Below are 13,698 nucleotides of genomic sequence, written 5' to 3' on the forward strand. Positions count from 1 at the left end.
TTTCAGAACACCGTGAAATAAGCCTTAACGCCCTGCCCGCGCACAAGATCGTATAACGGCTCTTAGAACAGTCATTGAATAAAGAGACAGTCCTGTATCAGAAGTGCAAACGTCAAAATCACGGAATAATTCCGCACCTTTCCGCAAAATGGACTCCGTCTCCGGTATTGCACAGCGCAGTCCTGACTTTTAACGCACTTTGTGCGAAAATCAGTCCTGACGTCTGAGGATGAGCTAAGAGGAACGGTAAATGCTAAAAAATCTTCCCACCTCGCAAACAGTGCTTCCGGTTATCGTTAATGAAGGCTATGTCTTTATTGACAAGACCGGGTTTATTGAAACATACGAACAGGGCAAGTCAAAGGTATCCTTATTTTTAAGACCCCGGCGCTTCGGAAAAACCATGTTTGCCGAGCTCCTGAAATACTACTATGACGCGGCACTGAAGGAAGAAAGCTCCGGAATCTTCAGAAATACCTATATCGAATCCCATCCCACCCCCAGAAAAAGCAGCTACCACGCTGTCAAATTCGATTTTTCCGGCGTGGCAACAAATAATGGGGTGCCAGGAACATTAAACTCCTTTCTTGAAAATGTCATTATCGGTATTTCAGATTTCTTTGCCCGCTATCCTGATTTAATACCGCATAAAATCATGGAAACTATTCCTCACGACAGAAAAGTTAATCTGAAGGAATATGTTACAGATTATTACTGTAATAAACAGCAATTCCCGGAGAGTTCAGCACTGTTAAAAAAATTTCTGAACTATCTGGGAGGTTTTCCGCGCAGGATTATGGTAATTATTGACGAATACGACAATTTTACCAATGACATTTTAAGCCGGGATGCGGGAGCCTTTGCCGAAATTGCCAGGAAGGAAGGAGATGTTGGGAAATTTTATCAGGTTCTCCGATTATTTAATCAGACTGGCTTAATTGACCGTATTTTTATCACCGGCGTCCTTCCCATCACCCTGGACACCTCCCTGTCCGGATTTGTATACGATAAAATCCATGACGATCCCAAATTCAATGCCATGGCCGGATTCACCGGCGAGGACGTAGCAGAGCTTTTAAGAGAAACTGTGGATTTTGAGAAATGCCGTTTTTCTCCGGATGCTCTCAGAAACGAAATGAAGAAACGCTATGACGGGTACCGGTTTTCGGGAATCGCCCGGAACTCCGTTTACAATCCTGCCCTGTGTCTGAGCTTTGTCAGCAATCTCATCAGGGACGAATACCAAAGGCTGCCCCTCCTCCAGACCGAATCCGGAAATGACATAGATTTTGAAAAGTTTTCCGGCTACCTGAGTCTTGTGGATGCTAAGGAACTAAACAGCATTCTCGCCAGACTGGACACGGATCCGGAAAACCATTCCGCAAACGAGGGCTATCTGGGGATTCCCGGGCTGGCCGGCTCCCTTAAAATCACCGCCCAGGGCTCCAGGCTTGATGCCAGAGCCGGGGCCACCCTGCTGTACCATCTGGGCTTTCTGACCATTATGAGCACTGACGAGGCCAGAAAAACCGTTACCGGCTACCAGGACGGAATGACCTATCTTAAAATTCCCAACCAGTATTACCGGACGCTGTTCTCCCAGTACCGGCTTTCCCGGTATCCGGCAGTGTTTTCCGGAATCAGTGCTGAAAAATGGGGTATCGGAGAGCTTTCCAGAAGGAACAGTATCAAATGCCTGTCCGACATGCTGCAATCCATCGCCGGAGCCTTTGTAAAAACCTCCTGCTCCCGGGAAGGCGAAGATCAGCTCGTCCTCACGGTATATGTCGCTCTCACCATGCTGGCCGGATCGTCATTTGAGCTTACCAGGGAATACAGCATCAGGCATAATCAGGAGTATGTGTTCAGCGACGGGCTCAGTGATGACGAATACGGAGAAATCGATACCGAAGACGCGCCCCGGGAGCACCCTGACAGGAAGTCAGCACCAGGCCAGGATTCCGCAGCTTCTGAAGAATCCTTTGAAATGGCCCTGGCCAGAATCGGACTGGAAACCGCAGACAGCAGAAAACGCACGGTGAATATCAAAAAAGGCCGGGCGGATCTGGTGGCACTGAATACCGGATGCGGTCCCAGCTATATTTTTGAGTTCAAGTATCAGCGAGATACCAGATCAGGACAGGAAACCAGGGTAAAAACGATAAAGGCCCTTTATGACAGAGCGGTGAAGCAGCTTAATTTTTATGTTACCGACGACAGATTAAGCCAGATTCCCGACCTTCACAAATATGTAATTATCTTTGCCTACGGAAAATTCATTCTGAAAGAGGTCTGAAAGAACCGGAGCCGGATCGCAGGTCTTCCTGAAAAAGCGGCAGGCGGACTGAAATGGCTCCATAACGGAACTCTGAGGCATTTGTTAAAATCAGCCTGATACTGGACGTTTCGGAATTTAGCGGAGATAATCAGGGTACAGTGCCGCAGGATCAGACTCTGAACAGAAGACGTTTTAAAGAACGCAGTCAGATGTTCAACGATACCGAGCAAGGAAGAATGCCGCGGATAGGAAGGTTCAGAGCATGCGTGAGCGCCGGGGAGCCCTGGAAGAGTTCATCAGGGATCTCAGGGAACATAGCACTCCAGAGGACGGAGTTCAGTGATACCCCCTGGTGCGGCCGGAGTATGCTTTCCCATACGCTGACGGGAGGCAGGTTCTCCGGTTCAGTAATGATTCTGAAACTGAGGGGTACTTGTTTATCATACTTGCGTTCAGGCCCATATATATACTCCGAAGGGTTTTGTTTCTGTTTTTTAAGGCAATTCCCGTCATGAAAATAATTCCTCCCGGGGTTTCACCCTCATTGAACTTATCGTCGTTATCGTTATTCCTGGCATCCTTGCTGCTGTTGCCGCTCCGAAATTCATGGATCTTCAGAGTGATGCAAAAGCCGTCTCTCTGAAAGGGCTGGAAGCGGCTCTGAAATCTTTTGATGAGATGGTTTACGCCAAAGCTGTTATGCAGGGCCAGGAAAAACTCTCGTGGAATAATTCGAGTGTTGATATGGGTTCCGATGTACCTGTTAGCACCTGGTATGGACATATTGACCCATATGACGCTTTTTTTGAACTGTTAGATAAACCTGTTAATGAATGCTCTATGTATTGTGTCTACAATGCAGACTGGATTGGAATTAGGTACGATGATGAAGGTGATTACAGGGTGGCTCACTACTGCATCCGGGATGCCGGCATTGATCCAGCCCCGGAAAATGTAAGAACCGCATACAGTAACCTGTGCCAGAACTGCCGCATTACCCACAAAGTTAACAAAAATAAGAGCGAAGTCATTATAAGTTCCGAAATTTCCGGCTGCTAGCACGCCCCCTCAAACGGCCCGTCTTTATGAAGGGCCTTTTTCTCACCCGGTCTGGACACACCTTCCAGCCAGAAAGCCCAAAGTGCTGAAGCAGTCCTGACAGGCATATACAAACACCAAAGGCATTGCGGCAAGGCTTTGAACCGGACTCATCACCGGTATTTCCTGATTTTTCGTAATCGGCGGCAGTGGCAAATAAAGAGCCGCGGCTTTCCATTCCCGGCAGGACTGTCCTTCACTGCCTTTCAGTTCACCGTACGTCACTATTTCAGGAAATTCCGGCATCCGGGAAACTATTCTGCCTCCGCAGCTTAAGACAGCAGAAGCAGGTCCGGGGCTTTAAACCATATGTCTTATCTGGAGACTTGTTACCCTGAGATTTTCCGGCATGCCGGTTTATTGCATACAAATCTATATCCGGCGTTATAGCCGCGGCAGCAGAATGCCTCAGTGCATTTCCGTTTCTGACCTGTCATTTTTCTTTCCGGATATCCTGTTTCTCCTTCTTTTGATATCCTCCCTGTGTCCCAATTCCGCATTCCCCGAAAGGAATTCCGCGGTATGAAGGAGTATAATTGTCGCGTTTTAGTTGCAACCTCTTAAGAACACACGGTTCCCCTATATGAAATTTATGAAACCAGGCAGCCGGCAGCACTTTCATAGCGCAGCCGGCCTCCTCCTTACTGTTCTTGCCGTCCTGACTCTCCCGGGCTGCAGTTCCGAAACGGAAACCCGGGAAATCACGACCGTAGAAGATCTCTGCCAGGCCCGTATCGGCGTTCAGATCGGCACCACCACGGAGCTGGCCATTAACGATTACCTGAAAAAGCATGAATGTCCGCTGGCAGAACGCTTTAACAGCACTCCGGACGCGGTGGCCGCCCTGAACCAGGGCAAGCTGGACGCGGTGCTTACAGATGAACTCCCGGCCAGAAGATTTGTGGAAGACAATCCGAACCTGCGGCTTCTCGACACGCCCTTTCAGACCGAATCCTACGCCGCCATTCTCCCGAAAAATCAGGAAGAGCTGCTGACAAAGTTCAATGCCATCATTGACGACATGAGCCGGGAAGGCGTTTACGATCAGCTTTATGATACCTTCGTTAACGGAACCGGAAACTTTCACTACACTCCGTCCTCCTGGGAAGGCCAGCCGGAGCTCGTTATCGCCACCAGTCCGGATTTTCCGCCTTATGAATTCTACAAGGACGGCCAGATCACCGGCATCGAAATGGAAATGGCAGCCATTATTGCCGACCGCCTCCACATGCCCCTGAAAATTGAAAGCATGGAATTTGACAGCATCATCAACGCCGTAAGCTCCGGCAAGGTTCATGCAGGATTTTCAGGCTTCTCAAAAACCGAGGAACGGGCAAAAGTCATTAACTTTACCCATGACATCTGCACCACCAGAATCATGGTAATCATCCCTGCGGCCGCTGCCGCTGCTGCCCGGGATCTGACCTTTACGGACCGTCTGTACAACAACTTCATAAAGGAGGATCGCTGGCAGCTTCTGGCCAAGGGGCTCGGTGTTACTATCCTGATTTCGGTATTTGCCGCCCTGATCGGTCTTATGGGAGGAACAGTCATGGCCACCATCAGGGTCATGAACCACCGGACCGGCCGTTTTGCCATTCCCAGCCTGATAATCAGGCTTTTTGTGAACATCATCAGAGGCACTCCGGTAATGGTGCAGCTGCTGATCATCTATTATGTGATATTCGCAGCCGTGGATATTGACAAGATTCTGGTAGCCATTGTGGCCTTTGGCATCAACTCCATGGCCTACACCACCGAAATTATCCGTTCCGGCATCCAGGCAATTCCTGAAGGCCAGTTTGAGGCAGGGCATGCTCTGGGGCTCCGGCCTTTTACCATCATGAAGCATATTGTGCTCCCCCAGGCCTTCAAGAATGTACTTCCGGCGCTGGCCAACGAGGGCATTTCGCTTATCAAGGAAACCTCCATCTGCGGCTATATCGGGCTTATGGATCTCACCAGAGGCGGCGTGGTAATCAGAAACACCACCTTTGAAGCCTTCCTGCCGCTCCTGGCCGTGGCTCTGATATACCTGGCCATTATCGGCACTCTGTCTGCCGGCGTATCCCGTATGGAAAGGAGTCTGAAAAAGAATGAAAGATAACGGCATTGTGATGCAGATTGACGGCATCTCTAAATCCTACGGCTCCAACGAGGTCCTGAAAAACATCTCCCTCACTATCTCCAGGGGAGATGTCATCGCTATCATCGGGCCCTCCGGTTGCGGCAAGTCCACCTTTATCAGAATGCTGAATCTGCTGGAAAGGCCCACCTCCGGAAAAATATTTTTTGAAAACCAGGAGCTTACCGCCCTGCCGCCAAACCGCCTTATGGATATCATTCCCCGAATCGGGATGGTTTTTCAGCAGTTCAACCTGTTCCGGAATCTCACCGTAAAGCAGAACATCACTCTGGCGCCGGTGCTGCACAGGCTCTGCACCCAGAAGGAGGCTGAAAACCTGGCCCTGAAAATGCTGGAAAGGTTTGATCTTGCCGGACATGCCGACAAGTATCCCGCTCAGCTTTCCGGCGGTCAGCAGCAGCGGGTATCCATAATCCGGACCATTGCCATGAAGCCCGCTCTGGTACTTTTTGATGAACCTACCAGCGCCCTGGATCCGGAAATGGTGGGTGAAGTGCTGGGCATGATGAAGGAGCTGGCTGAGGAAGGCATGACCATGGCGGTGGTTACCCACGAAATGAAATTCGCCCGCAAGGTATCAAACAGAGTACTGTTTTTTGACAATCAGGGGATTCAGGAGCAGGGAACTCCCGATGAGGTATTCGATAATCCCCGGGATCCCCGGCTCCGGGAGTTTCTGAGCAAAATTTCCTCCTGAAGCAGGAGTGTCCGAAACAGTAAGGCCGGACGGCATAAAAACTGCCCCGGCCTTTTTGCTGTCCAGCCCTCAGTTAACCGGTCCGCAGGCAGCCTGCCGCCAGACGAGAATCCGGTCCGGTACTCCGCATTGCGGAAACTAAAACCAGCCCTGCTTCTGCTTAAGGATCAGACTGTCTCTGGACTTGCTGCTCTTCCTGTAGAGGAGCTTTCTGTCTTTGGAAGAAACAGTGTTGTCCATAGCGCTGACATAATCATTGCTCTCGCGCCGGAATTCCATGGCATTATCCTTTTTGATAACATGGAGCGTCCAGATCGAGGTGGAAATAACCCCGAAAACAAATACCGCCAGTACCATCAGCATATCAAAAATGAAGCGGCCCCGGGATTTGTAATAATCATCCTCCAGGCACAGCGAAATCAGACATGCCGAACAGGCAAGCATGGCCAGGCAGGACAGACAGGAGTTCAGGTTTCTGGTAAAAAGATACTTCACGGAAACGAACCGCACAAAGACGGCGCTCAGGAAAAACATCAGTGACATAAAGTCCCCCATCTCTTTGCCACCGCTGCCTTTTTCAGGGAGCAGAATCAGAGCCAGCCACAGCCCGAAAGAGGAGGCCATAAACCAGCTGCTCAGCTGACAGGTGAAAAACTTCCCCCAGCTTATGGGGAACTCCTCGGCGCTTTTTCCGGTCTGGCCGTTCATGGCAAAGCGGAATTTAACATTATTCCAGACCAGATCCATAGTCCAGATGGGAAACAGAGCATAGCTGACCTTCAGGGGCTCCATCTTATAATCCCGGCGATCGATTCTGGTGTAGGTGAAATTTTTAGCATCACTCAGAAACGCGTCAAAGGAGGCGGTAACCCGGCGTCTTATGCTGACATAGCTGTCATGAGAATCCATATTGTAGATAGTGGCATTAAGACCGGAGAGCCAGGCGAAGCTGAAGGGCTGCGCTGCCTCTACCGGGTACGGTTCCAGCGCCTGGGATATCCGGTCATCCACATTGGAGCTGCCGTCCTGCGGCACATGGAGATATTTCTGACTTCCGGCGGTATGTCCCTGATATACCAGATGCTCATAACTAGAGTATTTCCCGAAGCCCCGGCACTCCACCTTTTCAGCCTGGTAGTCCGCCTCTCCGGAAACTTTAACGTCATAAAGCCAGAACGGCACATAGGTGGCCCTGACGTTTTCCGGCACGGCCTCCCGGATAAAGCCGTCCGGCACAAAATATTTTGTGCGGGCCCGTTTTCTGAAATTTGCAATAAAGTACGACTTCTCCCGGATAAACGGCAGAATGAAATCCGGCATCCGCTGCTCCCGGTACTTATCGGTAAAGACAATGGCATTGCCGCAAAAAGGACAGAAATCCGCGGCACCCAGAGCTCCGGGATTGATTTCGCCGCCGCAGGAGCTGCAGGTATAGGAGCGGTTCAGACTGGCAAACCCGTCGTTTTCATCCACATTTGGTCTGGCCCCGGAGACGGCTTCATCAGAAACGCCCTTCTGTTTCTTCTCGGCAATGATAAGCTCATACTCGTCCGGAGACAGCATTCTGGAACAGGAACTGCAGACCAGCTTCTGCGCTCCGATATTAAAAATCATGCTGCCCGAACAGGACGGGCACCGGGCATGATCCGAATAATTCATAGAGGATTCCTCGGGAAATAAATACACGGGAGAACGGAAGTATATTCCTTTTCGGAATGAGCATCTGCGGGCAAAGCCTCATATCAGCGGAATATCCTGACAGCGCCGGAGGATATTTGCCGTTTTTTGGACCATCAGGAGTTCCAGAAGCAGGGACTTACCAATAAGGTATGCGATCCCTGCCCCAGGATTCCCCGTCCCTGTTGCTGTCCAGCCCTCAGCTAACCGATCCGCATCCTGCCGCCAGAGGAATCCGATCGGGTACGCCGCATTCCGGAAACTAAAACCGGCCCTGTTTCTTTTTCTGAAGGATCAGGCTGTCATCAGAGCCGGTACTCTTTTTGTAAAGAAGCTTCCTCTCTTTGGAGGAAACAATGTCGTCCGCCGTGCTGACATAATCTTTGCTGTCTCTCCGGAATTCCATGGCATTATCCTTTTTAATGATCTGAAGCATCCAGCCCGAAGTAAAAATAACTCCGGAAACAAAGCCCGCCAGCACCAGAACAAAAATGAACCAGTCCCGGAATCGGTTCTGAAAATCGTCCAGGCACAGCGACATCAGATAGGCCGAGCAGCCGAGCATTGTCAGGGCAGAAAGCCAGGAATTCAGGTTTCTGGTAAAGAGATACCTCACGGAAACATACCGTACAAAGACAGCGCTCAGTAATAGCATAAATACCGCAAAGACCCCCGGCACTCTGGCATCCGTGACTTTTTCAGGGATCAGCACCAGAGCCAGCCACATCCAGAAACAGGAGGCCATAAACCAGCTGGTCAGCTGACAGCTGTAAAACTTCATCCAGCTTACGGGAAACTCCTCGGCGCTTTTTCCGGTCTGGCCGTTCATGGCAAAGCGGAATTTTCTTTTCTTCCAGACCAGGTCCATTGTCCAGATGGGAAACAGGGCATAGCTGACCTTCAGAGGCTCCATCTTGTAATCCCGGCGATCGATTCTGGTGTAGGTGAAATTTTTAGCATCACTCAGAAACTCGTCAAAGGAGGCGGTAACCCGGCGTCTTATGCTGACGTAGCTGTCCTGAGAATCCATGTTGTAGATAATGGCGTTAAGACCGGAGAGCCAGGCGAAGCTGAAGGGCTGCGCTGCCTCTACCGGGTACGGTTCCAGCGCCTGGGATATCCGGTCATCCACATTGGAGCTGCCGTCCTGCGGCACATGGAGATATTTCTGACTTCCGGCGGTATGTCCCTGATATACCAGATGTTCATAATTAGAGTATCTCCCGCCGCCCCGGCACTCCACCTTTTCAGCCTGGTAGTCCGCCTCTCCGGAAACTTTAACGTCATAAAGCCAGAACGGCACATAGGTGGCCCTGACGTTTTCCGGCACGGCCTCCCGGATAAAGCTGTCCGGCACAAAATATTTTGTACGGGCCCGTTTTCTGAAATTTGCAATAAAGTACGACTTCTCCCGGATAAACGGCAGAATGAAATCCGGCATCCGCTGCTCCCGGTACTTATCGGTAAAGACAATGGCATTGCCGCAAAAAGGACAGAAATCCGCGGCACCCAAAGCTCCGGGATTGATTTCGCCGCCGCAGGAGCTGCAGGTATAGGAGCGGTTCAGACTGGCAAACCCGTCGTTTTCATCCACATTTGGTCTGGCCCCGGAGACGGCTTCATCAGAAACACCCTTCTGTTTCTTCTCGGCAATGATAAGCTCATACTCGTCCGGAGACAGCATTCTGGAACAGGAACTGCAGACCAGCTTCTGCGCTCCGATATTAAAAATCATGCTGCCCGAACAGGACGGGCACCGGGCCTGATCCGAATAGTTCATAAGGGATTCCCTCAGAAAATGAATACACGGGACAGAAGAAGTATATTCCTCTTCTGAAATAGTATCTGCCGGGAAGGCCTCACATTGAACAGAAATTTTGCCCGTGCCGGAAACTCATTCCCCAGGCGGCCTCAGAATCTTCCCGGGGTTCGCCCCGGTCCGCCGTCCCGGCCCCCGATCAGACTTTCATTCGGATGCTTCCGGGTATAGAGAAGCCGGTTATCGCGAAAACCGGCAACGCTGCCGGCTTTATTTTCGCAGTAGTCGCATTCTCTGCGAATGACGGGAATATCAGCTCCTACAAAACTGCCGGCGAGAATGATACCGCACCACATGCCGGCCAGCAGATAGCACACCAGACCAAAAACAACCAGCACTGCAGGATAGCTGCGGAACAGCCAGAAAGCATCCGCAATCAGAAAAACAGCAATTCCGGCCATCACCGCAGATGATATCAGCGATGCCGTTTTTCCGAAAAAGAGGTATCTTACAGAGACGACCCGAAAAAATCCTGCTGTGGCAGTAAAAAGCAGCAACAGCATGAGAAACAGCATTCCCCGTTCATGCCGGTAAATTCCGAAAAGCTCCAGAGCTCCGGCTCCGGACAAAAGCCAGGTGCTGAGTTCGCAGAGCACAAATCTCCCGTGGCTGACCGGATAGTTGCCGGTAAGTTTCCCGGTCTGACCATTCATCACAAAACGATAGGGATGGTCATCCCATGCCACATCCGCAATCCAGAACGGCAGAAGTGCGTAGGTCATTGCAGCAGGGACAGGACTGGAAACCAGTTTTTCAATTTTGAGAAACTGAAAATTTTCAGGCTGCAGGAGAAAATTCTCAAAAGATCCGGCTGCCCGTTCACCCGTACTTTTAAAGCATTTACAGGCATTCCGGTCGCAGTCCCCGCCATAAAGGCCGGCCAGAAGTGCCGGACTAAAAGGACAGGATTTTGAAAAATCAAAAGGCTCCAGTATCCTGGCAGTCTGGTCGCTGATATCCCGGCTGGCATTCTGCGGTACCGCAGCATAGTTCCGGGCTCCTTCGGCATGGCACTCATACACCTCGTGAATCCACTTATCACCGATATGGGGGCGCACCTTTTCCCCCAGATACAATGCCGCGCCTGAAACATCCACATTACTGATCCAGAATGGAAGATAAACAGCTCTCAGATCCGCCTTCGCAAGCTTCCGCAAAAAACGTTCCGGAACAAAGATTTTATCCCGGGCCCGGTTACGCAATGCGGCCAGAAATGCGTTTTTATCCTTTTCAAACGGCAGGACAATATCCGGAAGCCCGGATGCCAGAAAGCTGGCGGACCAGGGAGCCGCAACCCCGCATTCGGGACAGACGGAAAGCGGCCGGGGTTTTCCGGAAACCGCAAGACTGCCTCCGCAGGCGGGACAGACAGCAGTACTGCCAAAACCGCCGGTAATCCCTGTTAAAGCCTCATCTTCCGGGGAAACGTCATTATCAGAAGCGGAATCATGATGATTATCGTGCCGTATTTTTGAAGCAGCTGCCTTTTCCAGTTCCCCGGGAGAAAGCTTCACAGAGCAGGATTCGCAGACAAGGCTCCGGGACGTAATGCGGTAAACCATACTGCCTGAACAATAGGGACACCTGACAGGAAGGAAGAGTTTCATTTCATAAACACCTTGAGAGCAAGAGCTATCCGTATCTCAGCATCATTCGCCTGAGTCCCTGCAAGAGCGGTTTTCCGCAGGATATCAGGGACATTATACTCAATAATCCCCCGTATAAAAGACGGAGAGATCGCGTGAAAATGGGAAGCCATCAACCGGTAATACGCCTCAGGAGCCGTCCTCATGGAACAGGATCCTAGACAGGGATCCGTACAGAAGTCCGGTAAAACATACTGCCGCAGCAGCCCGTAATCATAGCAGCTATTCCGGAAATTTCAGTCCCGTTCTTCCGAAAACTGTCCGTTACGTCCAGAGCATTCTCCAAGCAGCATATCCGGCCCCGGGAAACACCAGTATTCCGGAAAACTCCGGACATCTGCCAGAACGGGCATCTTCGAGCGCCAGGCAGATCAGGAATCTCTGTTTTCAGGAGCATACGGATCCGGGTTAGCGGCCGTGAATGATTGCAGAACACTGGGCGCATAGGAATTTTCAGAATAAAACTCCCTTCTGTTCCGGGAGATGACATTATTGTCTGAACTGACAGCACAGTCATCGCAGCCGGTCTCCGGTACCCGGATTATTTCCTTCCTGAGTAGCTGGCTTCTGATCAGCTGCCCTGCTGCAACCATGAGAAACAGGTATACAAAAAATAGCATTACTACTGCTCCGACCGGAATAATCCTGTACAGCGGCCCGGACTGGCTGATGAGATAGCACCCCAGTCCCACTGACACCGCTGCAGACAAAGCGGACGTGATATTGGTACGAAAAAGAAACCGGAGAGCGGCATACCGGATAAAGACCGCCGTCAGAAGGAAAATCATTACCAGCAGAACAACTGTCATAGGATCTGTTCTGAAAGGAATCGCCGCCAGCATCCCCAGTGATCCCGAAAGGAACCCCAGGGAAAGATGACATACCAGAGGTCTCATGATGCTTTCCGGAAATTCTCCATAGCATTTTCCGGTCTGGCCGTTCATCACAAAACTGTAGGATCTGCCCCTCCAGACCAGATCCATTGTCCAGAAAGGAAAAAGCGCATACCTGACACCAAGCGGCTTTACCGTATAGCTGCGGGTATCATATCTGATGGCGTGGTAACTCGCAGGCTCGCCCAGAAAACGGTCAAAGGAATCGGTTATCTGCATTTTGAACTTCCGGTAGGCTTCAGCGGCTTTAATATCGCAGTCCTGGGTATACAGCCCGGAAATCCATGCCGGATGGAACGGGCGGGCTACGGCAGCATTAAACGGCATCATAATCTTTGCCATCCGATCCCCAAACCGGGAAGAGGCGTTCTGGGGCACACCGGCATATCTCTGCGATCCGGAGGCGGAACACTGATACAGAGTGTGAGCCTGGACATCCGCATAAAGCGGCCGCACCGTTTCTGCTGTATAGTAAAGATCGCCTTCGATACTGGCATCGAATACCCAGAAGGGAACATACACCGCTCTGAGATTCTCCGGCCGGGCCTCCCGTAGAAAGGCGTCTGGAACAAACAGCTTTTCCCGCGCCCTTTTCCTGAAAACCGTCATAAATGATTTCTCGTCCTTCTCGAACGGCAGAATCAGATCGGGGAATCCCTGTTTCCGGAACTGCTCCGAATAAAGAGGATGGAAGCCGCAGGAGTGATGATCGCGGGGCTCTCCGGAACGGTCAGAATTCGAAACGGCTTTTCCGCAGGAGCAGCAAAAAGCGGCACTTCCATTACCACCCAGAAGCCCCTCCATAGCATTCTGGAAAGCTTTAGCTTCTTTGTCCGGATCTGTCTTCCTTCTCTTCCTGGCTTTGGCGGCCCGTACATAGTCCTCAGGGGAAAGCTTCATGGAACAGGACTCGCAGATCAGACTGCGTTTTTCGATATGGAAAAACATGCTGCCGGAGCAATAGGGACAGGGAGAAGGAGGAAAAAGTTTCATACGAGAGTTCCTGTGGAGGTGACAAAAACCCGAGTGCTCTGAAACAGCGGAGGCTGCCAAAGAAAAATGAGAACCGGATACCCTGATTATACAGCCAACAATCGTCCTGACAGTCTCATCAGCTGGTAAAAATGCTGAAATTTCCGGACAGATGATACTGTCATTAGTACAAGTCCGGCCCCCGTTTTCCGGTATTACCAAAGACTGCTATACAAACTCGCAGAGACTGATAACGGGAGCACAGAAAAACAGGGCATCACTTCCAGCCCGGTACAGGCCCAGACTATTTATGCCTCTTTCCCGAGGTTCCCAGGGGTAAATCCGGCTCACAGCCGGAATAACCGCCAGCGGGGGATTACCCCGGTAAAAAGTCATCAGGCATTATTTAAAGGCCGGAGATTCAGCTGTCTCGCATAACTGTCAAGACCGTCAATAAAGATGTTCAGGATGC

Annotated in this window: 9 protein-coding genes; 4 read left to right on the forward strand and 5 right to left on the reverse strand. The window is 50.9% G+C overall.

Annotated elements, in window-relative coordinates:
• Nucleotides 1–250: 250 nt before the first annotated feature.
• A complete protein-coding gene (locus F557_RS0117155; protein ID WP_019003441.1) occupies nucleotides 251–2,296 on the forward strand; it encodes an AAA family ATPase in 2,046 nt (681 codons plus the stop codon).
• 534 nt (nucleotides 2,297–2,830) lie between these two features.
• Nucleotides 2,831–3,337, forward strand: coding sequence for a type II secretion system protein (locus F557_RS21600; protein ID WP_245539428.1), 507 nt, complete (start codon nucleotides 2,831–2,833; stop codon nucleotides 3,335–3,337).
• A gap of 42 nt (nucleotides 3,338–3,379) precedes the next feature.
• Here F557_RS21600 and F557_RS0117175 read toward each other — a convergent pair whose 3' ends face one another.
• Nucleotides 3,380–3,601 (reverse strand): hypothetical protein, encoded by a 222-nt coding sequence (locus F557_RS0117175; protein ID WP_157617951.1) that lies wholly within the window; start codon nucleotides 3,599–3,601, stop codon nucleotides 3,380–3,382.
• A 358-nt stretch (nucleotides 3,602–3,959) separates the two neighbouring features.
• On the opposite strand from F557_RS0117175, the gene F557_RS0117190 reads away from it, so the two are divergent.
• Together F557_RS0117190 and F557_RS0117195 are read left to right on the forward strand one after the other, a co-directional pair.
• Nucleotides 3,960–5,483: an ABC transporter substrate-binding protein/permease gene (locus tag F557_RS0117190; protein ID WP_019003446.1), complete on the forward strand. Its 1,524-nt coding sequence runs from the start codon at nucleotides 3,960–3,962 to the stop codon at nucleotides 5,481–5,483.
• Nucleotides 5,473–6,219 (forward strand): amino acid ABC transporter ATP-binding protein, encoded by a 747-nt coding sequence (locus F557_RS0117195; protein WP_019003447.1) that lies wholly within the window; start codon nucleotides 5,473–5,475, stop codon nucleotides 6,217–6,219. Before F557_RS0117190 ends, F557_RS0117195 begins: the two co-directional genes overlap by 11 nt.
• 138 nt (nucleotides 6,220–6,357) lie before the next feature.
• Here F557_RS0117195 and F557_RS0117205 read toward each other — a convergent pair whose 3' ends face one another.
• The 4 genes from F557_RS0117205 to F557_RS0117235 all read right to left on the reverse strand — a co-directional run bounded on the left by F557_RS0117205 (nucleotide 6,358) and on the right by F557_RS0117235 (nucleotide 13,247).
• Nucleotides 6,358–7,878, reverse strand: coding sequence for a hypothetical protein (locus F557_RS0117205; protein WP_019003449.1), 1,521 nt, complete (start codon nucleotides 7,876–7,878; stop codon nucleotides 6,358–6,360).
• Nucleotides 7,879–8,158: 280 nt separating this feature from the next.
• The gene (locus F557_RS0117215; protein ID WP_019003451.1) at nucleotides 8,159–9,676 is read right to left on the reverse strand and encodes a hypothetical protein; all 1,518 of its coding nucleotides are present in this window, start codon (nucleotides 9,674–9,676) and stop codon (nucleotides 8,159–8,161) included.
• Between the two features lie 131 nt (nucleotides 9,677–9,807).
• Nucleotides 9,808–11,322: a hypothetical protein gene (locus tag F557_RS0117220; protein WP_157617952.1), complete on the reverse strand. Its 1,515-nt coding sequence runs from the start codon at nucleotides 11,320–11,322 to the stop codon at nucleotides 9,808–9,810.
• 410 nt (nucleotides 11,323–11,732) lie between these two features.
• Nucleotides 11,733–13,247 (reverse strand): hypothetical protein, encoded by a 1,515-nt coding sequence (locus F557_RS0117235; protein ID WP_019003455.1) that lies wholly within the window; start codon nucleotides 13,245–13,247, stop codon nucleotides 11,733–11,735.
• Between the last annotated feature and the right edge of the window lie 451 nt (nucleotides 13,248–13,698).

The organism is Succinimonas amylolytica DSM 2873, assembly GCF_000378405.1.
Classification (GTDB): domain Bacteria; phylum Pseudomonadota; class Gammaproteobacteria; order Enterobacterales; family Succinivibrionaceae; genus Succinimonas; species Succinimonas amylolytica.

Excerpts from the sequence above, each read along its gene's own strand:
- F557_RS0117155 (WP_019003441.1), top strand. The coding sequence starts at position 251 with ATGCTAAAAAATCTTCCCACCTCGCAAACAGTGCTTCCGGTTATCGTT.
- F557_RS0117235 (WP_019003455.1), bottom strand. The coding sequence starts at position 13,247 with ATGAAACTTTTTCCTCCTTCTCCCTGTCCCTATTGCTCCGGCAGCATG.
- F557_RS0117205 (WP_019003449.1), bottom strand. The coding sequence starts at position 7,878 with ATGAATTATTCGGATCATGCCCGGTGCCCGTCCTGTTCGGGCAGCATG.
- F557_RS0117220 (WP_157617952.1), bottom strand. The coding sequence starts at position 11,322 with ATGAAACTCTTCCTTCCTGTCAGGTGTCCCTATTGTTCAGGCAGTATG.
- F557_RS0117190 (WP_019003446.1), top strand. The coding sequence starts at position 3,960 with ATGAAATTTATGAAACCAGGCAGCCGGCAGCACTTTCATAGCGCAGCC.
- F557_RS0117215 (WP_019003451.1), bottom strand. The coding sequence starts at position 9,676 with ATGAACTATTCGGATCAGGCCCGGTGCCCGTCCTGTTCGGGCAGCATG.
- F557_RS0117195 (WP_019003447.1), top strand. The coding sequence starts at position 5,473 with ATGAAAGATAACGGCATTGTGATGCAGATTGACGGCATCTCTAAATCC.